The 21,619-nt window shown below is 51.2% G+C and carries 25 protein-coding genes and 1 tRNA gene; 12 read left to right on the top strand and 14 right to left on the bottom strand.

The genetic code is table 11. The features are described 5' to 3' along the window. Positions 1-7 precede the first annotated feature (7 nt). A complete protein-coding gene (locus AACX99_RS05950) occupies positions 8-196 on the bottom strand; it encodes a hypothetical protein (protein ID WP_169852821.1) in 189 nt (62 codons plus the stop codon). Between the two features lie 311 nt (positions 197-507). On the opposite strand from AACX99_RS05950, the gene AACX99_RS05945 reads away from it, so the two are divergent. From AACX99_RS05945 to AACX99_RS05900, 10 genes are all read left to right on the top strand, one after another. Further along, complete coding sequence (locus AACX99_RS05945) at positions 508-1,350, top strand: CvfB family protein (RefSeq protein WP_339410229.1); 843 nt, start codon at positions 508-510, stop codon at positions 1,348-1,350. Between the two features lie 135 nt (positions 1,351-1,485). Beyond that, positions 1,486-1,561 (top strand) — tRNA-Thr (locus tag AACX99_RS05940). 187 nt (positions 1,562-1,748) lie between these two features. Then, positions 1,749-2,969 (top strand): tyrosine-type recombinase/integrase, encoded by a 1,221-nt coding sequence (locus tag AACX99_RS05935; protein ID WP_339410228.1) that lies wholly within the window; start codon positions 1,749-1,751, stop codon positions 2,967-2,969. Then, positions 2,966-3,682 carry a hypothetical protein gene (locus tag AACX99_RS05930; protein WP_339410227.1) on the top strand — a complete coding sequence of 239 codons (717 nt, stop codon included), beginning with the start codon at positions 2,966-2,968 and terminating at the stop codon, positions 3,680-3,682. Before AACX99_RS05935 ends, AACX99_RS05930 begins: the two co-directional genes overlap by 4 nt. Positions 3,683-3,819: 137 nt before the next feature. Continuing rightward, the gene (locus AACX99_RS05925) at positions 3,820-4,023 is read left to right on the top strand and encodes a helix-turn-helix transcriptional regulator (RefSeq protein WP_339410225.1); all 204 of its coding nucleotides are present in this window, start codon (positions 3,820-3,822) and stop codon (positions 4,021-4,023) included. Between the two features lie 128 nt (positions 4,024-4,151). Then, positions 4,152-5,018 carry a replication initiator protein A gene (locus AACX99_RS05920; protein WP_339410223.1) on the top strand — a complete coding sequence of 289 codons (867 nt, stop codon included), beginning with the start codon at positions 4,152-4,154 and terminating at the stop codon, positions 5,016-5,018. A 201-nt stretch (positions 5,019-5,219) separates the two neighbouring features. Beyond that, the gene (locus tag AACX99_RS05915) at positions 5,220-5,954 is read left to right on the top strand and encodes a CPBP family intramembrane glutamic endopeptidase (RefSeq protein ID WP_339410221.1); all 735 of its coding nucleotides are present in this window, start codon (positions 5,220-5,222) and stop codon (positions 5,952-5,954) included. A gap of 9 nt (positions 5,955-5,963) precedes the next feature. Continuing rightward, positions 5,964-6,710, top strand: a complete 747-nt coding sequence (locus AACX99_RS05910; protein ID WP_339410219.1) for a metallophosphoesterase — start codon at positions 5,964-5,966, stop codon at positions 6,708-6,710. A 148-nt stretch (positions 6,711-6,858) separates the two neighbouring features. Beyond that, positions 6,859-8,112 (top strand): S-type pyocin domain-containing protein, encoded by a 1,254-nt coding sequence (locus AACX99_RS05905; RefSeq protein WP_339410218.1) that lies wholly within the window; start codon positions 6,859-6,861, stop codon positions 8,110-8,112. A 9-nt stretch (positions 8,113-8,121) separates the two neighbouring features. Next, on the top strand, positions 8,122-8,403 hold the full coding sequence (locus tag AACX99_RS05900; protein ID WP_339410217.1) for a bacteriocin immunity protein: 282 nt from the start codon (positions 8,122-8,124) through the stop codon (positions 8,401-8,403). A gap of 66 nt (positions 8,404-8,469) precedes the next feature. Here the strand turns inward: AACX99_RS05900 and AACX99_RS05895 are convergent, their stop codons facing one another. The 11 genes from AACX99_RS05895 to AACX99_RS05845 all read right to left on the bottom strand — a co-directional run bounded on the left by AACX99_RS05895 (position 8,470) and on the right by AACX99_RS05845 (position 15,915). Next, complete coding sequence (locus AACX99_RS05895; RefSeq protein WP_339410216.1) at positions 8,470-9,084, bottom strand: HAD domain-containing protein; 615 nt, start codon at positions 9,082-9,084, stop codon at positions 8,470-8,472. Between the two features lie 6 nt (positions 9,085-9,090). Continuing rightward, positions 9,091-9,426 (bottom strand): hypothetical protein, encoded by a 336-nt coding sequence (locus tag AACX99_RS05890; RefSeq protein WP_339410215.1) that lies wholly within the window; start codon positions 9,424-9,426, stop codon positions 9,091-9,093. 243 nt (positions 9,427-9,669) lie between these two features. Continuing rightward, a complete protein-coding gene (locus tag AACX99_RS05885; protein WP_339410214.1) occupies positions 9,670-10,182 on the bottom strand; it encodes a hypothetical protein in 513 nt (170 codons plus the stop codon). Further along, positions 10,182-10,355: a hypothetical protein gene (locus tag AACX99_RS05880; RefSeq protein ID WP_339410212.1), complete on the bottom strand. Its 174-nt coding sequence runs from the start codon at positions 10,353-10,355 to the stop codon at positions 10,182-10,184. Before AACX99_RS05880 ends, AACX99_RS05885 begins: the two co-directional genes overlap by 1 nt. A 24-nt stretch (positions 10,356-10,379) precedes the next feature. Next, positions 10,380-10,652: a hypothetical protein gene (locus AACX99_RS05875; protein ID WP_339410210.1), complete on the bottom strand. Its 273-nt coding sequence runs from the start codon at positions 10,650-10,652 to the stop codon at positions 10,380-10,382. A gap of 113 nt (positions 10,653-10,765) precedes the next feature. Further along, a complete protein-coding gene (locus AACX99_RS05870; RefSeq protein WP_339410208.1) occupies positions 10,766-13,078 on the bottom strand; it encodes a DotA/TraY family protein in 2,313 nt (770 codons plus the stop codon). Further along, a complete protein-coding gene (locus tag AACX99_RS05865; RefSeq protein ID WP_339410207.1) occupies positions 13,071-13,532 on the bottom strand; it encodes a hypothetical protein in 462 nt (153 codons plus the stop codon). Before AACX99_RS05865 ends, AACX99_RS05870 begins: the two co-directional genes overlap by 8 nt. Further along, on the bottom strand, positions 13,519-13,881 hold the full coding sequence (locus AACX99_RS05860; protein ID WP_339410206.1) for a hypothetical protein: 363 nt from the start codon (positions 13,879-13,881) through the stop codon (positions 13,519-13,521). Before AACX99_RS05860 ends, AACX99_RS05865 begins: the two co-directional genes overlap by 14 nt. 178 nt (positions 13,882-14,059) lie before the next feature. Further along, on the bottom strand, positions 14,060-14,779 hold the full coding sequence (locus AACX99_RS05855) for a hypothetical protein (RefSeq protein WP_339410204.1): 720 nt from the start codon (positions 14,777-14,779) through the stop codon (positions 14,060-14,062). A gap of 3 nt (positions 14,780-14,782) precedes the next feature. After that, the gene (locus AACX99_RS05850) at positions 14,783-15,508 is read right to left on the bottom strand and encodes a conjugal transfer protein TraL (RefSeq protein WP_339410202.1); all 726 of its coding nucleotides are present in this window, start codon (positions 15,506-15,508) and stop codon (positions 14,783-14,785) included. 14 nt (positions 15,509-15,522) lie between these two features. Continuing rightward, positions 15,523-15,915, bottom strand: coding sequence for a hypothetical protein (locus AACX99_RS05845; RefSeq protein ID WP_339410200.1), 393 nt, complete (start codon positions 15,913-15,915; stop codon positions 15,523-15,525). A 699-nt stretch (positions 15,916-16,614) separates the two neighbouring features. On the opposite strand from AACX99_RS05845, the gene AACX99_RS05840 reads away from it, so the two are divergent. Next, complete coding sequence (locus AACX99_RS05840; RefSeq protein ID WP_339410198.1) at positions 16,615-17,013, top strand: plasmid mobilization protein; 399 nt, start codon at positions 16,615-16,617, stop codon at positions 17,011-17,013. Further along, positions 17,003-19,432: an LPD7 domain-containing protein gene (locus AACX99_RS05835; protein WP_339410196.1), complete on the top strand. Its 2,430-nt coding sequence runs from the start codon at positions 17,003-17,005 to the stop codon at positions 19,430-19,432. Before AACX99_RS05840 ends, AACX99_RS05835 begins: the two co-directional genes overlap by 11 nt. A 498-nt stretch (positions 19,433-19,930) precedes the next feature. On the opposite strand, the gene AACX99_RS05830 is transcribed toward AACX99_RS05835, so the two are convergent. Then, complete coding sequence (locus AACX99_RS05830; RefSeq protein ID WP_339410194.1) at positions 19,931-20,710, bottom strand: hypothetical protein; 780 nt, start codon at positions 20,708-20,710, stop codon at positions 19,931-19,933. 110 nt (positions 20,711-20,820) lie between these two features. Continuing rightward, a complete protein-coding gene (locus AACX99_RS05825; RefSeq protein ID WP_339410192.1) occupies positions 20,821-21,246 on the bottom strand; it encodes an MbcA/ParS/Xre antitoxin family protein in 426 nt (141 codons plus the stop codon). Positions 21,247-21,619: the final 373 nt, after the last annotated feature.

Raw genomic sequence — 21,619 nt, 5'->3', positions numbered from 1 at the left:
GAAAGCGTTACTTTTTGCCGATGGTGATCTGCTTGGTGGTGCCGTACACCTGACCGCTGACGCCTTTGGCAATTTGCTGAATTTCCCCGCCGGATTTCAGGAAGGCTTCGATCTGTGCGTCGATCGAGGCGCTGGTTTCCACGGCTGGAGCCGGCTTGGGTTTGCTGTTGGATGCTTTTACGCGCATGACGGCCATTAACCTACTCAAAAATTAATTTGGCCGCGCATAATACTCGAAATGCTTGACAATTGCTTGATAAATAAAGCTCGGATGTAGCGATATGCAGAGAGATTATTCTGTAAATAATCTGTGTAATTATCGGATATGCCAGTAAGTGATTGTTTTAATAAGAATAGATAATTCGTGTCGAGGCCACGTCTCGCGATCTGGGCCGTCGGTCGGATTGCCCGGCAAGCCATCAGGCTGGCGCCGTGCGAGGCAGGTAGGCCGAGAAATTAACAGGTGAGTCGGCTAGAATGCTGGCCTGGTAATGAGGGTAGGGCACCATGGCGGTAATTGGACGAATGAATAGTTTGCAGGTCGTGAAGCACACCGACTTCGGCCTGTATCTGGATGGCGGCGCGGATGGCGAGATTTTATTGCCCAAGCGCTATATCCCCAGCGATACCCCAAGTGAAGTGGAAGACTGGTTGAACGTCTTTATTTACTTGGACAGTGAAGATAAATTGATTGCCACCACGGAAAAACCAAAAGTTCAGGTCGGTGAATTTGCCAGTTTAAAAGTTGTGGATATAAATCGCGTGGGCTTATTCCTTAATTGGGGTTTGCCAAAAGATTTGTTGCTGCCGCACTCCGAAGAAAAACGCCCCTTGCAGATTGGTGATTACTGCGTGGTGCATGTATTCCTTGATAAACGCAGCAAACGCATCACCGCCACTGCACGTCTGGATCGTTATCTGGACAATGTGCCGGCCAACTACACGGCGGGTGAGGAAGTTGACCTGCTGGTGGCCGAATCCACTGATATGGGCTTTAAGGCCATCATCAATGGCAAGCACTGGGGCCTGATCCACAAGAATGAACTGTTCAAGTTCGTGCGCAGCGGCATGCAGGAAACAGGCTTTATCAAGGAAGTGCGCGCCGACGGCAAAATCAGCCTGAGCCTGCAGCCAGTTGGTCAGGAAGCGGCCAGCAGCCTGGGTGAACAGATTTTGGCCAAGCTGCGCGAGCACGATGGTGTACTCAAGGTGAATGACAAAAGTTCGCCTGAAGAAATTGCTGGGCTGTTTCGGGTCAGCAAGGGCAACTTCAAGAAAGCCATCGGCGGTTTGTACAAACAGGGCCGTATCGTGATCCACGAAGATCGTATCGAGCTGCCGGGCAAGTAAGCAGCAGCGCTCCGCATTTACGACTCACGGCATTGCCAGCGGTGAGTCGTACGTTCTGTTGTTAGCTTGCTAGGCTTGAGGTGTCAGCTTGAGTCGCGTTGCAGGTAGCGTACTGCGCGACTTAAGCGACATTTTGCCGGTGTAGCTCAGTCGGTAGAGCAGCGCACTCGTAACGCGAAGGTCGCAGGTTCGATTCCTGTCTCCGGCACCAATACTATAATTTTGCGGTTCTCCCTGGCACTGCGTGAGACTGTGAAATTCCTATGAAAGCCCCGCTTTGTGCGGGGCTTTTTGTTTTGTGCTGGTGCCATCCGGTGCCTGGGAGGCCAGTCAAGTCCTTGCTTATTGAGCACCTCTATGAGTATCTTTTATTGTTCAATAATCTATAGGTACTCGGTATGCCTTTGACCGTCCTGCAGGTGAAGAATTCTTCACCACGTGAGAAAGACTACGGCCTTGCTGATGGCGGTGGGCTATTTCTTTGGATTCGTACTGCGGGCGGGAAGTCTTGGCGCTTTCGTTTTCGTTTGGATGGTAAGCAGTCTCACATTTCCTTTGGCACCATCGACAAGGTAACGCTTGCGCAGGCTCGTCAACTCGCTTCGGATGCTCGCCAGCTTGTGGCGCAAGGCAGGCATCCAGGGCTTGAACGCAGTGCTATGCGGTTTCAGGCAGCAATGTCTCGTGTCAATACGTTCAAGACCCTGGCTCTGGAGTGGCATCAGCATAAAGCGCCACGCTGGTCGGAGGGGTATGCCGGCGACGTTATGGAAGCCTTCGAATTGGACATCTTCCCTCAGGTTGGAAATTTTCCGCTAACCGACATTAAGCCGATGCAATGGTTGCAGGTATTCCGCCGCATTGAGAAACGGGGGGCGCTGGAGAAGCTGCGTAAGGTTAGGCAGCGCTGCCAGGAGGTGTATCGTTTCGCGATTGCTACTGGCCGCGCTGAGTACAACCCTATCGCGGACATTGGTGGGGCACTGCAGACCCCTACCTCCAGGCACTACCCCTTCCTACCTATTGCAGAAATCCCGGAGCTTTTACGCAGTATTCAGGCCTGTCCGGGTAACGATGTGGTGAAGATCGCTACTCGCCTGTTGATCCTGACAGGAGTGCGTACGGCTGAACTAAGAGGCGCGCCTTGGTCGGAGTTCGACCTCGATAAAGAGTTATGGCTCATCCCGGCTGCGCGCATGAAGATGCGTCGCGCTCATTTGGTTCCACTCTCCAAGCAGGCTGTATCTGCAATGCGTGAGCTGGCGACCATTACAGGTTGCTACACTCTGGCGTTCCCTGGCCGGAACGATCCGGCAAAGCACATGAGCGAAGCCGCCATCAACCAACTGCTGAAGCGCTGCGGCTACGACGGGCGCGCCACAGGTCATGGATTCCGCCACACGATGTCCACCACTCTGCATGAGCAGGGATACCCCAGCGAGTGGGTTGAAATTCAGCTGGCGCATGTAGACAAGAACAGCATCAGGGGTACCTACAACCATGCTGTGTATCTAGAGGGGCGGCGAGGGATGCTTCAGTGGTATGCAGATCATTTGGGTTCTTTGTCAGGTAACAAAGTTGGGCATAAATCCATAGCAGTGGTGGAGGAAGTCGTATGAATGACGATCTGATTCGTTTGTCGGATTTAGTGCCTGAGTATGTTCGTTACCATGAGGTTAGTATTCAAGAGGCTGCATATGATCTTCATGAGTTGATTGAGAACTTATACCGTGAGTGCGCTGTGCGACTAGGTACTTCGATGCCCGATAACGTATTTTGGGTGGGTGGGGTAAAGTCTTCTCAACGCTCAAAAAAGGGTTATGAGCTGGATTTCGGTGGGCTACGAAAGTTCTTCAAAGCTCTGGTTGACTCACCTGAGGCAGGCAGTCCTCTTTTTAATTGTTTCTGTCGTGCGGAGAACGACTACACAAGCATTCCAGCAGGCGTCGTCTATTTGTCTAAGTCGGCACTGGTCGAATGGGTAATGGCTGCGGGTCTTGAGCCCCCTGATTTTATATTAGATGGCAATGCAGAGGAGTGCTCGGGGGGTAGTGAAGAGCTTGGTGGATTTAAGGGGAAAGAGTTAGTTTCTATTAGGATGATAGTTAGCGGTTTGATTGAGCTGATAAGAGAGGTTCACAATGCTCACGCTGAGCCCGCGCTAGATGATAAGGCAAGAAAACGTGCGGAAAACATTATACGTAGTGCATCCAGACTCAATAATTCGCGCAAAAATTTTAATCCATATCCGGACATTGTATCTCTTGCAGAGGTTGCTGGGGTTGATATGCGAAAGCCAAAAACTCTGGAGTTTTACGCGGAAGGTCAGTAACTCCGAGGCGAGTCTGAGCTTTCATGAAAGTGATTTTTTTGGCATTTCCTTGAAAATATGGCAATTGCCAAAACCCCCCACATGAAGTGCCATTAAATCCCTAGCCATCCAATCCGGTTCCAAGGAGACCCGACTAGATGGCTACTCAATCTGTATCACCAGCGCTACTTCGCCTCCCCACAGTCTGTGCTCTGGTAGGACTTAGCAAATCACAGATATACCGACTGATCCGTGCGGGTGAGTTTCCTGCCGCTATTCCGCTCGGAGCGAACTCTGTGGCATGGCCTGCCGAGCGTGTGAACGCATGGGTTTCTGAAAAAATTAATGCGGCGCAGGGTTGATTCAGTTGTCTTCGTTCAGGCAACGCATTCAAGCGGATAGGCAGCGCATTCAAGCGGAGGCGCGTCCTGGTGAATCTTGGGACGACACGGCTGCTAGGCTGAATAGATCCAGCACAAATAAGACTTTGGTGGATGAGAGAGAGCGAGCCGATTGTTTTGTTTTGGCAGATGGCATCTCCACAAAAGACTCTCGTGATTATATGGATGTTGCCCTGTTCCGCATGTCCAAACGGGAAAACCGAGCGGGCGAGGTGATTCGCTATGACTTAGCAGATGGGTACATTGAGGTTAAAGCAGGACCAGACGGCATGGCATCCATCTGGGATTACGACATTGTGCTGATGCTGATTTCGCATTTAACCGAGGCGATGAATCTCTATAAGCGAGGTCGGGGTGAGATGCCCGGTCGTTTATTTACACCGCACGTTTCGGATATTCTGAAATTCTGTCAGTGGGGTGATGGCGGTAATCAAGCGAGAAGAATTGAATCAGCATTAGATCGATTGAAAGGGACAACTATCAAGAGCGTGCGCCAGCGCCCCTCACGCAACGGAAAAGGTCTCATGCGTCAGGTTGAAGGGGAGAGTCTGATTAGTGACTATCTTGTGCTCTCTCACACCGCCAGCGGCCGAGTAGATCGAATTCAGATTGAAGCGCCGCGCTGGATATATAGACAAGTGATTGATAGTCAGGGGCCCGTGGTTCTAACTGTTAGCCAAGCATATTTTTTGATTGATTCACCCATAGCGCGCTTCATATATCGTTTGGCTCGACGCGCAGCGGGTAAGAGCAATGCAAAGTGGGGGTTTAAGACAATTTATGAGCGAAGCGGATTGAAGTGTTTTAAAGAATTTTGTCGCATCCTGCGTCGCCTTATCAAGTCCGATAGCCTGCCAGACTACCTCTTGGTTGAAGAGGCAGGGCTGTACGGGCCTCAGCTGATCATTACACACAGAAGTACATCGGCAGCGCGTCAGCCTGTGGATAACTCTTAAGTTGCTTACCGCGCTCCGTATATTGCCCACCCACACCCGTATATTACCCACCTGCGCCCGTATATTGCCCACAAAATTCCGTATATTGGCCACGCTAAAGTTTTTCAAGTTGTTGAAGTATATGGTTTTTATTCAATTTTTTTCTTCTAAAGACGTTAAAACAGTATTTATAACTTTATACGCGGGCTCGGGAGGTGCTCAGTGCAAATCAGACGACAGATGAGTTCTCAGGGGCGCGAAACACAGCCCGCTGCCGATGTGCTGGATGGTGCAGCCGTTAAATTTTCTGCAGCCAGCGAGCAACTGGGCGATCTACCGGCACCGCCAGGGCCAGGTCACTCCTGGTGGTGGTATGGGGTGATTACCTGCTTGGCTGCATGGGTTTTTGGAGACTTCCTAGTTGTCGTCATGAGCGCTGCAGGTGTGCCAGTTTTTGTGAGTGAAACTTTCAGAATTGCGGCCGCTCTAGCGCTCCTGCTGGTTTTCCGACAGATACACACAGATGAGCCGCTTCTCGGACACCTGCGAGTTTGGCATCTGCTCGCGCTTGGGGTGCTCTGCTGGCTCGTGAGGGAGTTCTGGTCATGGGGATTGGCCGTGCCTGGTTTTGAGTGCAGAGAAAACACCTCGGGCTCCAAAACGTCGCTGCAATTTGTCTGGTTGGTCGTTGTTTCTGCGCCGATCTGCGAAGAGATCTTCTTCAGGCATTTTTTGCTGCGTGCGTTTCCATTCGCGAGGTCCATCAATTGGACGATAGTGGCTGTAGTCGTTACCTCGGCAGTGTTTTCAATTAGTCATCTGGGTTATAGCTGCGCCGTCTCCTTTGCCGCGCTGTTTTTCTGTGGCGTGATTTTTTCGCTCGCGCGGCTGGTGAGTGGTGGACTGGCTTCGCCGATATTGCTGCACGCGGCGTATAACGCCGGTGCATTCATCTAAGAGCCGCGCATGAAAATTCATCTGCTGTCTGACCTGCACAATGAGTTCAACCGTTTCGCGCCGGAGGTGCTGGATGCCGATGTGGTCATATTGGCCGGTGATATCGATGTCAAAAATCGCGGAGTGGAATGGGCCAGGCAAACCTTTTCTGGCCCTGTTTTATATGTGCCAGGTAATCACGAGTACTACGGCGGTCATCTGAGCCGCACCTTAGAAAAGATGCGCCTGGCTCAGGATGATCGGGTGCGGGTGTTGGATCGGGATGAGGTCGTCATTGCGGATGTGCGTTTTCTCGGTGCGACCACCTGGACCGATTTTTCGGCGACCGGCAATCAGCCGTTGGCGGTGATGGCCGCTCAGCAACGCATGAACGACTTCCGTCAAATCCGAACAGATAACTATCGCCGTATCCGGGCCGCTGACCTGATCGAACAAGCCGCCCAGGCGAGGTCCTGGCTACGTTGCAAGCTGAGCGAGGGGCATGATGGCCCGACAGTCGTAATCACGCACCACGCGCCTCTGCTGCAGTCTCTGCGTGAAAACCCGCACTCAGGAACTCACCTGGACGCGGCATATGCGAATCACTGGCATGATCTGATGGGCTACGACCAGGTTGCTCTTTGGCTTCACGGGCACTCGCACGTAGCGGTCGATTACAGTGCCGGCGGTACCCGCGTTGTTTGTAATCCGCGCGGATATCCAGGTGAGCAGACAAACTTTAATCCAGGCCTAGTGATCGATCTGTACGACTCGTAAACCGTTCATGTCCGCCTGGTGTAATCAGGCCAACATCTGTAAGCACCTCCCGAGCTGCCCGCAGTGTTGACTGTGATCTGGGCCATGCCAATGCAGGGCCTATGCAGGTAGGATTCGCCGCTGGATACCTGATCGAAGGAACGATGAAATGAGTGGGTACGTAGCCAATGATAGAGGGAAGCGGCCCGCCCCGGTGATCGAACCCTACAACGGCGATTTTGACAAACAACCCCCGCGCCCTCTGGTTCTGGCTAAACAGCCAAATAACACCCCTGAAAAAGCTCAACCGGTCGGTTGTGTGTTCGCCAAGTCTTGCAACCTACCGGATGGCGTAATAAATCACAACAACCCCGGTGGATTCGTCCCGCTTGAGCCGCTGAAGGACTATGGAGACTGGGCCGTTTTGGGCACCGGTACAGCCATCAGGGCAGGCGGCACCCCCCTGCAGCTTATAGGTAGCTCGACTGCTGTAACCACAATCGCCACCCGCTTAGGCGGTGCTTTGTCCTTGGGGTTGATCGAAGGGGGCGCGATGATGGCGGCCGGCGCTGTGCTTGGCACCATCGGCATGCTGCTGCCCAACACTACCTCGGCCGACAGCGCGCTCTACACGAAAGAGCAGTACCACGCTCTCACCTTGGGGCGTACTCGTGTTCGTGTGCATGTCCAACAGCTGTCGGCGGACACAATCAACGCCTACGGCTTTTACACGGGTCGCAAACCGGAGTGGGAGACCGCCCAGGTCATAGCTGCCACCCCGCGTGGTGAGCAATTTGTGGCCGACCTGGGGCAGGGGGTCGAGGTAATTTGGACGCCGGCAGCTGACCCAAACGAGCTAGGTATCCCAGCGCTTGAAGGTGCGCCCCAATTACCAGCAGTATGGATTTATCCGCCCACCGAGCAATCCAATAAGGCCCTGGTCAACCCGGTGCATCCGCCCGACTATCAGGACGCCATTATCTGGTTCCCGGCAACGGATATTCCGGCGATCTATGTGGTGCTCAGTGTTCGTAATGAACCTGGCGTTGTCACTGGCCGTGGCCAGGATGTGACAGGGATATGGCTGGCGGGGGCCGGTAAGGAGTTGGGTGCACCAGTGCCTGCTCAAATAGCCGATAAGCTGCGTGGTCGTGAGTTCTCTCGCTTCGACGATTTCAGGGAAGCCTTTTGGACGGAAGTGGCTGCAGACCCTGAACTAAGCAGTCAGTTTTCTGCTGCTAACAGAAGGGTGATGCGCGGTGGTTCCTCCCCCTTTGTGCAGGAAACGGAGGCAGTAGGGGGGCGGAAGGTGCATGAGCTGCACCACGTCGAACGAATCGTTGATGGTGGGGCAGTTTATGACGTAGATAACCTCAGGGTTACTACCCCTAAAAATCACATCAATATTCACAGTTCAAGGTAAGGGGGGACTATGGATTTCCTTAGTAAACGCAGCATTGAGGACTACACGGAGGCGGAATTTATGCTGCTTTTGCGCGAGTTCTTTGAGGATACCAATGGCCTAAAAGGTGCGGCTCTAGAGTCTCACCTAAGTCAGCTCACTGATCATTTCGTCAGTATTGTGGATCACCCTCAGGGGTCTGATTTGATCTTTTATCCTGGCCCTGGCGTCGATGACAGCCCGGAAGGAGTGTTATCCGAAGTGAAGAAATGGCGTCAGACCAATGGCCTGCCAAGCTTCAAGGCAAGTTAAGCTACCTGCTGTCGTTTCCTATTGCGCCATGCCGACTTATCGCCTGTAGTAACCACCAGGAGGGCGTTAAAGGGCCATCCCATGCTGCGCTCGTATTAGCAGATCATCCAACTCCTGCAGGCGTCCAGCGTCATACAGGTCGCGCAGTGAGTGGCCGTTGAATTGCGACATGGGCTTGTTCAACCAACGGATGGCATTGTCTGCTGCGCCAAAAAAAGCGATTACGCGAGCCTGGTAATCAGCCCAGCTGCCGAACTGGCGAATCTGCTCTAGGCGCTCACGCAGCTGCTGTTCTTCGGCGTCGGCGAAACCTGTCGTGTGATCGCACAGCACTAACCTGGACGGCGAAAAATAGTGCGGTGCGTAGTCGTCCAGGGCGATCCACTGTGCTGTCTGATCATAGCCATCAAGCCATGCCAGCGCCTCGTATTGGCGAGCACCAGGACGTGGCTCATAGCCAGGCACAGCGGTAGCGCCAATAACCCGATCACGCAGGCCAACTGGGAAAATGGCGCGCATATCCTCTAGGCTGCGCGTGAGCCGCCATGTCGAGCTTATAACGATCAGAACCTCTGGGAAGTCCTGCAGGACATTGGCCAACCTGGGCAGGCAAGATAATGGCTTGCGCTCGTGCTCAAGGAGTGGGTGCAGAACACCATCAACATCGAGAAAGAGGATCACAGGCACTCACCAGGTCGGCGGATATGCAGGCCAAGTCACCCACATATCGAGCGTCGGCAGGCTGTCAGGGGTGCGACCCCACAGATAGAAACCGTCCAGGTAGTAAACCGGCGCGTCATCGAGCATCGCGATTGCCGTGGGCGTGTCAGTCTGCTCGCCAAGCACATCATTTACCGACATGCCAGAGCTAGCCACCGCGCAGAGAATCAGCTCGCTACAGCTCAGCACAGGCCCTTCTGCATAACTGCGTAGCCGTTCGAATTCAGCGCTATCGAGCGTGACCAGGTGCGCATGTACGATTTGTTTGAAGGCTGCGACAGTGGTTGGCGCTAACTCGACCATGGCCATTGCATCAGGCCAAATATGGGACGGCGCAAAGAGCTGCAGCGATAACCAGAAGGCTGAAAGTAGTCGCCTTCGAGCTCACGCCACTCACGTCAAAATCCGCGCATTTCTCGTACACACCACCGGCTTCCCGCAGTAGCTTTTCTGACTGTTCACTACCGGCCATGGTTAGCAGAAGCAGTCCGAAAACAGCTGGCATAAAAAGGACAGCGACCAGGCCAACAATTGTCCATCCGGTCATTACACACCCCCTACGATTCGAGAGAAAAATTCGAACATGCCACCCAGAGCTATAAAGAATCCCAAAGCGCAACACCCTAGCCGGGTTTGCTGGCCCAATCGGATCGCCCTCACCCATAGATGAGCGAATCGAAAATAGGAAAATGCGTGAGGCGCGAAGTAGATCGCTAGCGCTGTAGAAAGCAGACTGCCGGCCAGGTTGCAAAGCATCGTTTCTTGGCGACCAAGCCATACCAGTAGCACGGCAGATACAACCACTGCGATGTAGAGCAGCCATGCGTTAACCAGCTTATAGCGAAGCTTGCCGGCGTTTTCGCGGCCAATGTATAGCTGCATCCGCCCCGACTTTGACTCAGCAGCACCGAGCTTGCCGGTTCGGATTAATGCCAGCGCGCAACCCTGTTGCGTATCCTGCATTGGCACCTTCGACCAGGGCGGGCAGACTTCCACACCTACCGATGAAAGCTCTGCGGCTGAGGCAAAGGCGTCTAGTTTTTCGTTTGCATTGATCATTATTTCGATCCCTCTCGTAGCGCCACCGCTTCACGGATCAGAGCGGAAACGGACTTTGGATCTTTCCCGGCGAGCTTGTTTTTACGCGCTTCTTCTTCGAGTGCGAGATACATGCTTTTAGGTAGTGTGATCGCTGTCCGAACCAGTTCTTCATCGCCGCGTGGCCGTGCCATTTCTAACTCCAAATCACAAAAGTATTAAGTATAACCTTCGTGCAGAGTTGGCTGTGGTATGAGCCTTCTATGTGTGTCCGTTTCATAGATGCGGGCCTTGGAGAGCGCCAACATCAGGACTGTTTCAGCATCTAGTCCCATCAGAACTATTGCCTCATCAGGCCAAAGCAGAACCAATGCTGGCCCTGAGTTGATGTTCGTTATTTCTGCTATGGGTTCACCTGGCAGCAGCGCCCCTTCTATGACGAGGCTTATCCCATCATTCGAAACCTGCTTGGTAAATTCCGCGATCAACATGGAGACCTCCGTTCGTTAACGCATTTAGTATTACGTAATACTAAATGCGTGACAAGAGATCAAATGACCTTTCGTTGCTTCCCTCTCCATTGTTATTAGGGGAGGGTAGGGCTCTAGGCTGGGCCTATCGAGTTTCCACCTGGCACCCCTGTTTGTATGGCAGTCGGGGTTGGACCGGAGTGCTTAGCTGCTGCACCTTTGCCCATGGTGTTGGCGTTGTTGCCGAAGTTGGTAATCAGCCCACGGTTGTGTGTCTCAGCATTGGTATCGCCAGTAACCTCCTGGCCGCCGTTGATCCAACGCAGGCCGCGCTCGAACAATTCAGTTGGTAGCGAGAATATTCTGACTGCAGCTGAGTAGACGAAAATCACCCCCAGCAGAGGTGTCCACGCGATTATCGATGGGGAAACCCAGCCGCTAACGATGACGCCTTGCAGGTAACTGAACAGCCACGTCACCCACACACCCAGCGGAGCCAGAGCCAGGTACACAGCAAAGAAACCGGTTGTTCGAAGGATTGGTGATAGGTAGAGACCAATCATCAGCATGTAACCCTGGCGGGTGTGCTCAGACCCCCACCCCTCGTGCTCTGCGGTGCCATGGGCTGCCATCCAGAACGGTGATACGAGTAGGCACTCAATAAAAAATAGCATCCAGCTGATAAGGCCCATCAACCAGATGAAGAGCGGCAGCGTAGGGAGAACGACAGCCAGGAAGAACCCCGCCAAAATTAGGGGCTTGAGGTAGGACTTCACCTCACCAGCGTATTCGCGTGTCACATTTGCTATGAACGATGTTGCGGCAACAGCCACCGACCCTGCTGCAGCGGCTCCTGCGCCCAGCACGGCCCCGCCGAACGGAATACTGCTGGCTGACACTGCAGCTGTATTGAATGTAAACGCGGTCGTTTCTGCGAGTGATGTGGTTCCCGCCACTGCAGCAGTCGCAGCGACACCGCTCAGATCGGCAATGGTGTTAAGAACGCTGCCGGCATACTGAAGTGACATGATCACATCGCCATTCGAGCCGTCGTATAGCATCGTTTTTGCAACATAAAAGCCGATCTGGGCCATCATCCGTTTAAGGAGGTCTTCAGTGCCGTCCGCACCCGCCATCTCGATTGAAACGATATTGGCGCTGCCAAGACGCGGCTTGTCCGCGGCGAATTTATCCAAGCCAGCTAGGCGTAATTGCAGCACATCTAACCGCTCATCCCCCGCGTAGTGCGTATCGAGCAGCGCCCTTGAGTGTTGCGCAGTTAGAGTTTTCGCCAGCCCGTTTATGCGCTCTTGGTGGTTTGCAATCTGCCAGTACAACGTGCCGGTACCCATCCAACCTATTTTGGTTATCTCCTCACGCCAGCTCTCACCAGATGTCTGTTGGGCTGCCTTCTCAACAGCCCTGGCCACTATGGTGTTCAGCTGGCCATCGTATGCTGCGATCAGGCTATTAAATTCTGCAGCTGCAGATTCGACCCTGGCCGGCACTTGAGCCGTTGCTGACTCGAATGCAGATTGAGCCGATCCACCCGAGCGTTGTAATTCGCGGTAAGCAGACTCGTCACTGAGCACGAGTGCTGCGATCATTTCGACTCTCGGCTGTAGGGCATCGAGCAGCGAGTAAAAGTCGCGCGCTATCGATGCAGAGGCAATCATTTCAGCTGAATTAGGGTCCTGCACAACCTTGCCGGTGAAGGGTACGGCGACACCGGTTTGAGGCATAGATATAGATAGTTTTCCGCAGTAACCCCTGCGTGGGTTTGAGGCGTTCACTGATTCAGCGCGCTCAATCTGATCGTAGGAATATTCAACCCCTACGACGCCAGGTGCCTCCTGGGTGCGCTTGATCGTTTGAACATAGTTACCCGATTGGAAACTATTGATGTACTGCCTGCATACCTCCGATGAAACCCAGCCAAGCAACGCGGTGGTGTTATCGACAAAAAATGGTGAGCGCTGCACGCCATTTTCGGCAATGTAGTTCAGACCAATCTTGCTGACCGCATTTGCGTCCGCGCTGCCGGTTTCCGCGATTTTAATCACACCGAGCTGGATTGAACTGAATCCAGATGGCATCGGTACGAGCAGAATAGATGCGGCGCAAATTCGAATTGGCATCCAAAACGAGGATATTACCTGCCCGCCTGGGACACCTTTGTTTGCGGTATGAATGACGAAACTCGCACCCCCCACGATGGCCAGCACTGCCATCAGCCAGAGCGCGGCAGCGTTGATCCACTGCGACAACGTGCTGACGAGGCTGGAGTCGCCATTTTGACCGTCCAAGCTCCCCCAAGCCAACATGTTGATTACGCGTTGCGCAAAGTCATCGGTGCTTGGGAGCATTGGATCAGCAGCAAATGCAGCAGCTGAAAAAAGAAGGCAGACTGCGCCGGAAAGAAAGCAGGTAAAAAATTTGCTAGGCATCGGTAAGCCTCCTCGCGATAAGTTCGGCACGAAATAAGCGATACGCCTTGAAGCTCTTAGCTGCTGTGACGGTTGTGAAGATGGTCAGCGGGATACCGGTCATCAGCCAGGTGTTTAGATAGACGCCAAATCGAACAGCAGCGGCAACGCCGAGGGTGAGTGTAAGAAGCGCCCAGATTCCGCTCGGCACCGTCACTAACAAAATCAGCATGTGGCCAATACATGAGCGTGCCAGTTGTTGCGTTGATAATTGGTCAAGCATCACCAAACTTTTCTGTGACTCCAGTTCACCGGCGAGCACTTGACGTAGGAGCGGGAACGACAATCTATTTCGCAGAATGGCCGCTTGGCGCTGCATGCTGCTGTAGCCGGTGAAAAAACCCACTACTGACGCAGTAGTGCTGGCCTTCGCAGTCGTGTTTTCAGCTTCCTTACGAGGTTCAATTTTGCTCATTATCTCCGCCCCTTGATTCTAGAATTTCACACACGGCGCGCACTTTGCCGGCATCAATGCATAACCAGCTATATAGCAGTGCGATAGAAATCAAAGAAAAAATTAACTTTTCAGGCGTTGCAAAGTCGCGATAGAAAAGCAGAGCTGCGACTGTGCTTAATGGAATTATTGCAATCATGAGTGCGGTAGTAAAAATGGCTAAATTCCGCGTTGACTCGGCATTAACGTAGTCGCCTGCGTCATATGCAACTTGGTGATTTTTCAGCTCGTTGCGGTATGCCTTAATAGACAGGCGCTGCCCGTATAGAAGGTTCTGAATTGCAATTGCTACTTTCTGTATCATGTTCATGATCTATCTCGCTAAATTCCGTATGGTTCTATTTTTCGTTCTTGGTTAAAAATCTTCTGGAAGGTCAGTTGTATTCGTGGTTAGTACATAAAGTAATATCCTATAATGTTTTCTGTTGGCGAAAAAAAAGAGCGCGGTCTGCGCCCCTCTGCTTTTGGTATTGCTAACTATTAACGCCTCAGGGTTGGTTGATTTTGCTCTTAATTATAGCTCTGCTTTTCTCATCTAGCTGCTGCCACGACTCTTGAACTGCTATGCCAATATCCGCTGCTTGTTTTTGCTTTATGTCCTCAAAAAATCTGATTGCGCTATATGTAAGTAAGATTGCTACTGCGCATGCAGTCGTGTACGAAGCCACAAGATGTATCATTGATCTCGACGATGGGGTGCTATTTTTCGAATGATCTGCCAAGCTAACTCTAATCGTTTCGGTAATTAACATGTTAATTGCTGCTGCTTGTTTGTTAGCTTCACGCGCAAGCTCAATTTTTAAGGCTGCGGTGGTTCGCTCAACTTCCTCAAGCCGTTCACCTAGCACAGCCTGTATTTTGTTTTGCGATTGGACTCCCATGCGTAAAATTTCATTTCGCGAAAGGGCTACCTCAGAGCTTAGGTTTGTTTTTAGACTATCGCCAGCCCGGATGATACTTCCAGCTATCTGAGTAAGTCGGTATATAGCGTCATCTGCACTGAGCTTGATTGATTTAGGTACGGCCACTTCAGCGTCATAGATCGAGCGAGCGATGGGTTCGATCTTGCGAAACGCTGAGTGCATAGATTCATTCAGAATCTCTTCATTCAGAAAGACCAACGCGAAAATCGGGTCGTCTGTCGAAATAGTTATTCCGTACCGATTTTGTGCCGCTCCAATGATTTGCTCTAAGCGATCTCTATCCATTTGTTACCACTCAATTTTGCTGAGCTGGTGAAAAACGTCATTGATAACCGTTTTTATACGCTGCTTTTCCGCGATCATGAACTCTGAGCTTTCCATAACCTCAGTCAAGGTCAAGCGTTTAGTATTCATCTTGACTACATCGTCGCCGTATTTGTCTTTCTGTCTTGAGGATAGAATAACGATTCCAGATAATTTGGCTTTGTGTGCGTTAAAAACTTTAGCGTCGATGAACTCCTTCCCTTCCTCTGTTTCTAACTTTCCAAAGTGCTGATTGAGCCAAAGTACCAACCTTGCATCAGCGCCCGTGGCGATAGAGTTGAACCCATTTGCAGTGTCTAACAGTGCGTCCCCGCCACCTACGATAGTGTGAATGTAGACTTTCTTGCCATACTCTCTGAGTAGAGAGAAAATATCATTTTGTATTAGGTAGGATAGCAAATTGCTAAAGGTGTTTGCGCCAGTGTCTATGACAAACGTGCCTTCTTGTGTAAATAGCTCTTCCATCAGGCCGTCAAATTTCTTGGGTACAACAGTGTCGTCATCATCTAATACATCAAAGTGTTCAACGTTGAGGGCTTTGTAATAACTTAGAGTGGAGTTTACCTGGTCAAGGTCAAAGCACTTCAGACTCGCATTTTGGGTCTTAAAATACTGAGCCAAGAGACAGCTGACGAAGCTCTTACCAATTCCACCCTTGCCCTGCAATATGAAATGAATAGTGTTGTGCATAAAACGCTCCACGTTTAGAAAAGCTTGCTTTTGTCTGAGTTTGGTTTGTGTTCAAATTTTTTTGTTTTTTGGGGCTCAAGCCTTTCCGCAAGTTTTTGCCTAGAGGTATCTCCCTCGGGATTTGCTCCCGCTCCGGTCGCCTGGGCGACCCCCCTCGTAGCTCGGGTTGCGCACTGAGAGCGCTCCCTACGTATTCGTTGCAGGGCCGATTTAAATGTATCAATCGGCATGTCGAGCCCTGCTTGACTCAATTCAGCCAGCACATCCGCCTGGCGTACACCAGCCGCCAGAGCCGCTTCCACCTTATCGAACACATCGCGTAGACGAGCTGTTTTAGATCTCCGCCTACCGTCTCTGGCGAGTGCATCGAGACGCTCGTTGATCTCACTGATCTCGTTACCGTCCATCCAGCCCCCTCTTTCATTCACAAAATCTTGCAGCGCCGATCGAGTGATACTTCTGCGTTAGCGGTGCATATTTAATGGGAGTTTTCTTTTTCTTGTGTGGCTCTTAATGCATACATACGTACTCTATTCACGATTTTGTGTAACTAAGTATGGCTTTTTCAGTTGGAATCCTGCATCTTTTTTACCTGCCGAGCAACACTGTTTTAATCCGTTTATCACCCATTTAGACTCTTGTGGAGTCCTTCGTGCATACATATTAGATATTTTTGCCGATGAGTCTTGTTGTCTGCGATTTTTGATGTGGGGATGAGCATGGCGCGTTGCGTCTTACATGCATACGTAATCACTCTGTTGGCGGTGGGTTGTGACTGTCTGTGATTAGATTGGAATTTTTTTGCCTCCGAATTGAGTTCAGTTTGCACCTTGTTGAACCCTTTTCTATTTATAAGTCGTCTGGTGTGAATGTGTTATTAATCTTTATGTGATCCTAATTGGTACGCGCTGCATTTATTAGTCATGCCGTATGGTTTTATATGTTTTACATAGGCACGTCGGATATGTTTACAGCCTGCTCCGCATTCTTGAACATATCTCGTGCCAAAGGGGAAGCCCCTTTGAAACCCGGCGTGGCTCAGGCCCCGATTTACCGACCTAAAGTCTCGGCTAGAAGTCGGTGAATTATCAGACGAGGGTGGCTGTATGGCCGTTAAAAAACTAACACGCAGAAAGGGTGATGACGACCCGCGAGCTGATCGTGAAGAGCAGTTGGAGTGCGTTGTCTCCCTGCGGTTGACGCCGAGTGATCATGATCTGTGGCTTTCTAAAGTTTTGGCATCTGGGCAAACACGCTCTGAGTTTTTCAGATCGTGTGTGCTTGGAAACAAAACAGAGGTCGTGGCGAAGCTTCCTGCAAGTGCAGATCGTCAGCGATTGCTTTTCCTTTTTAATAACGCGAGCAACAATCTAAACCAAATTGCTCATGTCGTTAACTTGGCAAATTTTAATGGAGTGCTAAGTGAAGCAGTATTTCTTGATATGCTTAATAAGCTTAACGCAATCACAGGTTTTCTGCGCGCAGGTATAACCAATGTTGATTAGAATTAGTGGCGGCTCAGCTGGTATTGGAAAGTACCTGCGTGATGGAAGAAAGCAGGGGAGAGGATACAGCCGTGATGAACTTGACGAGCGAATTGTCCTCTATGGTGATCTTGAACTGACGGAGTCGATTATTGCTGCAATCCCTCGCGAGGGGGAGAGATATCTTCACATTACGCTTGCCTTCAAAGAGGAAATGATTGCAACGGAAATAATTCGTGAAATTGTTGAGGAGTTTAGAAAATTTGCACTGGCTGCATATCGAGGTCATGAATTTAATTTTTATGCAGAAGCACATTTGCCAAAAATTAAGTCTTATATTAATAAGAGTAGTGGTGACTTCATAGAGAGGAAGCCGCATATACATATAGTGATACCCGAGCATAATCTTCTCACGGGTAAAAGACTTGACCCATTTGGGCTGGTAGAGCGGCAGGTAAAATTCCTGGAGGCCTTTCAAGAAAATATTAATAATAAATATGGACTGGCCAGCCCGAAAGACAATCGACGACTGAAGTTCACAGGTGAGAGCGAAATAATTTCACGATATAAAGGCGATGCCTTTAAGGGAGCCGGTGCTCATATCAAGCAATGCTTGGTGGACGATGTGATGTCTGGGAGGGTTGGCGACTTTGAAGTGTTTAAAAAGCATGTCGAGTCCTTTGGCATTGTTAAAGTTAGAAACAACGGACTCAAGAGTGAATACCTTAATGTGCTCCCTCTCGGTGCTAAGAAAGGCATAAATTTAAAGGAGTACGTGTTTAGTCGTGAATTTGTAGATCTGCCGATAGAGGAAAAGCGCCTTGCCATGCTCAAAGAGACTAAGTCAGTCTATACGGAGTCAGGTGCATCAAGGCCAACGCCCGGCGATTTGGAAGAACGGCTAAAGGAATGGTACGAGGTTAGGGCGCTTGAGTTGAAGTATATAAACAGCGGTAGCCGAAGCCTTTACAAGAGCTTTAGGGAGGCTGCTCATGATGTGCGTGTAGCTATTCTCGCAGAACTTTCAGAGCGTTTTTATGAGCGGTATGATGTTAGTCGGAATGTTGATTTGTCTAATGCTCATTTAGATTCTAAAAACATCGTAGGTATAGTTGAGTCGAAAGTCGATATGCAGGCTCAAGCTGACAGTGCGGTCGCTCACATGTTGAGAGTGCATGCTGAAGAGAAAATAGTTTCAGAGGAATCGAGCAGCCCTGATTTTTTAAAAATCAAGCGTGAATTGGATGCGCAAAGATTGCTCGTTTCACTAAGTAAAACGCATGGCGTCATCATTGACAAATACAAGGTTACGAAGGGGCGTGATGGCGGTGACAGGATTAAATGTGGAACGCGTAACCTTAATGTGTCTGATTTTCTGACTGCAGAGTGCAATATCCCCTGGAGCGAAGCTGCAGAAATTTTGATCGAGGAGTACCACAGTCAAGTTGCCGATCACGTAATCGAGGCGCGCAAGGAAATCGACAAACAGTTATGGAAAAAATTTAGCGACTCTTGGCCTCAGTCAACTGCACAAAAAGGCCTCGACTGGGAGAACCAACATGCGTCCGAAAGGACTAGGCGCGAAACCTACAAGCGTGAATACCAAAAGACCAAAGCCGCTATTAGAGCTAATGCATCAATAACGCATGCGGCGCGGCGTGCAGCTCTAAGCCTGACGGCCATGAGTAAGGTGGCTGCGGATATAGCTTTGCGCGAATCAATTGCCCAAGAGCGAGCTGCGCTGAAAGCCCGTTATGCGCGACCACTTTCTGATCAATACATCGACTTTTTGCTGGCGCGTGCGGACTCTGATGGCTCCGCCCTTGATGAGCTGCGACGGGTTGCCGGCATACCAAGCATGCTGCACCGACAGCGGATCGAGGGTAATGAACAAGCCTCATCTAGTAGCGCGCGGGCCCCGCTTTCATATCGTATTGAGCGGTCTGGTGCGGTTGTCTATTTCTCTGATCCTGAGCAGACAAGAACAATTCTTATCGACACTGGGCGTCGCGTCCAAGTGTCAGATTCGCACCAGGATTTTGTCGAGTCAGGACTGCGCTTGGCTCTCCAGAAATTTGGGCCGCAGCTCTCTATAACTGGCTCTAACGAATTCAAGGCGTTATTGATCAAGGTTGCAGTTGAGCGCCACCTGCGAATCGAATTCAGTGATGAAATGATGTCGCGGATATATCAAACGCGGCTGGCCGAGCAGGAAAGGGACTACCAGCGCGGGAGGGCATGGGCCGAGCAGCAAAAGCGGGAGGAAGTTGAAGCACGGAAGTGGATCGAAGACGAAGCTAAAGATATTGTCTCGGCTCAGCCGGCTGTATTGACTCATCCGGACGCTGAGCACTCTGAGCAGGAAGCAGTTACCCCGAGTCCCGCCACGTTCCTCACTCAAGATCAAAGCTTACGTAAGCTAAAGAATTCTTTTCGTTAAGCGGCAATAAACGGTCTAAAGCCAAAATTACTTTACGTTAGTAGGCGAGAAACGGTGAATGCTTAATTTGCACACCTATTGACCGATAGAAACTCCCCTTTCTGCCATGTTTCGCCATTTCGCAGTGCGAAACGAAATCCGCTACATACCATTACCCCCGTCGAAGTCCTAGGTACAGCTGTAACGTCAGCACTGCAGGTTGCCCAGCTCCTGGAGTGGGGGGAGGTGTGTGCGTGAAGGAACGCCCACGCCTAGGCGGCGCACCGTGTTAGCGAAGCGGGTTGTCCACGTTGACGAACCGCTCGATCGCTGTCGGCACCTCGGTTAGATTCTAGAGCTCGGTTGATGCCAGATGGCGTTCGACTAGGCTAACGGCGGCTTCAGGCCGCGTACCTGACTCTTCGTTACGCAAGTTCCCGAGAGTACGACACTGTCCTGATTGCTCCTGCGAAATAGAAAAGCCCGCCGATGTGCAGGCTTTTTGCGCGCGGGGTAGGGTTAGCGCGCATCCAGGCGCTGTATTTGCATCGGGACATTGACCATTTGGGCGAGTGCTTCGACAGCTTGCCGCACAGAGTCCTCAGTTTTCATATCCTCTGGCGATATTGCGTTGTACTGGAATGGCCATTCGCCGTAGATAAAACCGCTATGGAGTATAAAACTAGTTTGGGTCACACCCTTGATCGGGTAGATGACGGCGTAAGCTGCCTCTCTCGAGTAAACTTTGCCGTTGAATTTGTTAGTGAATTTCCCGATTTCTTGGAATCCTTTCAGGTGTTTTCTGACCAAGGTGGCAGGTAACTTTGCTGGCTTGCACGTCACGACTGTGCTTTCCGTGACAAGAACCAGGTTCATCCTTATTTTCAGCTCTTCAAATGGGTTCTTTTCGCTGTTCAAACCCGAGAAGTCATCTGGTTCAAAGGAGGTCGCCTGGAGCCCTTCGATCACGAGAGGTGGTTCAAATCTCTGAAGCGTTACGTATGCCTTGAGATGGTCGAATTTGGCCAATACTTCGTAGACAACGAGGGGTTTATCTTTGAGGTTTGCGATCGATATGTTGGTTACACGTGCGGGTCTGTTTCTGGTGTAGCTGATCTTTGCTTGGTAGATCGCCGAGGTTCCCCATTTCTTGCTGGCGGCATAGATCGCGATGATGACACCGACGATGGCGGCTAGGTTACGGGCATCGTTGAGATCGATGAATTGCTTGAGCGGTGTGTAATCGATCGATGTAAAGAAAGCAGTCGTGCTGCTGAGTAGCGAAGCGATGAAGTCCATGCTTTGTCCTGGTTAGATTCCTTGGTAGGTCCATCTGGTTAGTGCAGCGAAGGATCGCTGATAGCTAGTAAGTCGGGTGATTCACCGATGATATTAACTCGGTCGAAACGTCAACCCACTGTAGGGTTCGACAACTCACGTACCTCCCTGTCGAGGTAGCGCCGCACATCAGACAGCTCGGCCATTCGACCAGAAAGCATGAACTGCAGCGCGCTTTGTCCGTTGAATGGTGTGGCCTGGTTTGGCTTGCTTATCCAGTCATAAGCATTCTCCACTTGGTTGCTGAAGATGACCCGTAGCGATTTATGGATACCCATCAGGTAGGAAATTCGCTCCATCAGGTCATGGCTCAGGTTCACCTCAGGCAGGCTCTTGAACTTGTGATAGGTGGTGTTGCCAACCGACCCGAGCAGTACCTTTTGCTCGGCTGCTGAGCAGCCCCACTTATCCATCAAGCTAAAGAAGAACGACAATGCTACTTTGCCCGCATATGGGGTATCAGTGGCCGCATAACTACCTTCAAGGTCGTTTGTCATGTGATGAACCCTTGCTGACGATTGCGCTGTTTATCCACTTTCGCAAACTCTCGGCCGTCTCGGCACCTCGTCAGGCCCCAGAACTATCGACTAGGTACCGCGAGTCATCGATCCCCACACTAAGCTGAGCCAGTGGCCGGCCAGGCAGCGGGACGCTCATGCTGCCGTCTTCATCCTGCCTGCTCTTCACGGCCTAGTTCATGAGAGTGATCCTTCGGAGGGGCAGCGCAAAACTGGCTCACTCATTAGGTTTTGTCAGATATTGCGAGGGCGGGCAAGGAGGCGTGATGGTCGCACAGTACGAGAGGCAGCCGAGCGCGAACGCATCAGAATGGCGTATTGACATCAGCGCGCCGGCTTTGGCCTACTCATA

The sequence above is a fragment of the Pseudomonas sp. EA_35y_Pfl2_R5 genome, assembly GCF_963970805.1.
In the GTDB taxonomy this organism is placed as follows: Bacteria; Pseudomonadota; Gammaproteobacteria; order Pseudomonadales; family Pseudomonadaceae; genus Aquipseudomonas.
This window is presented reverse-complemented; position numbering and strand designations above follow the sequence as displayed.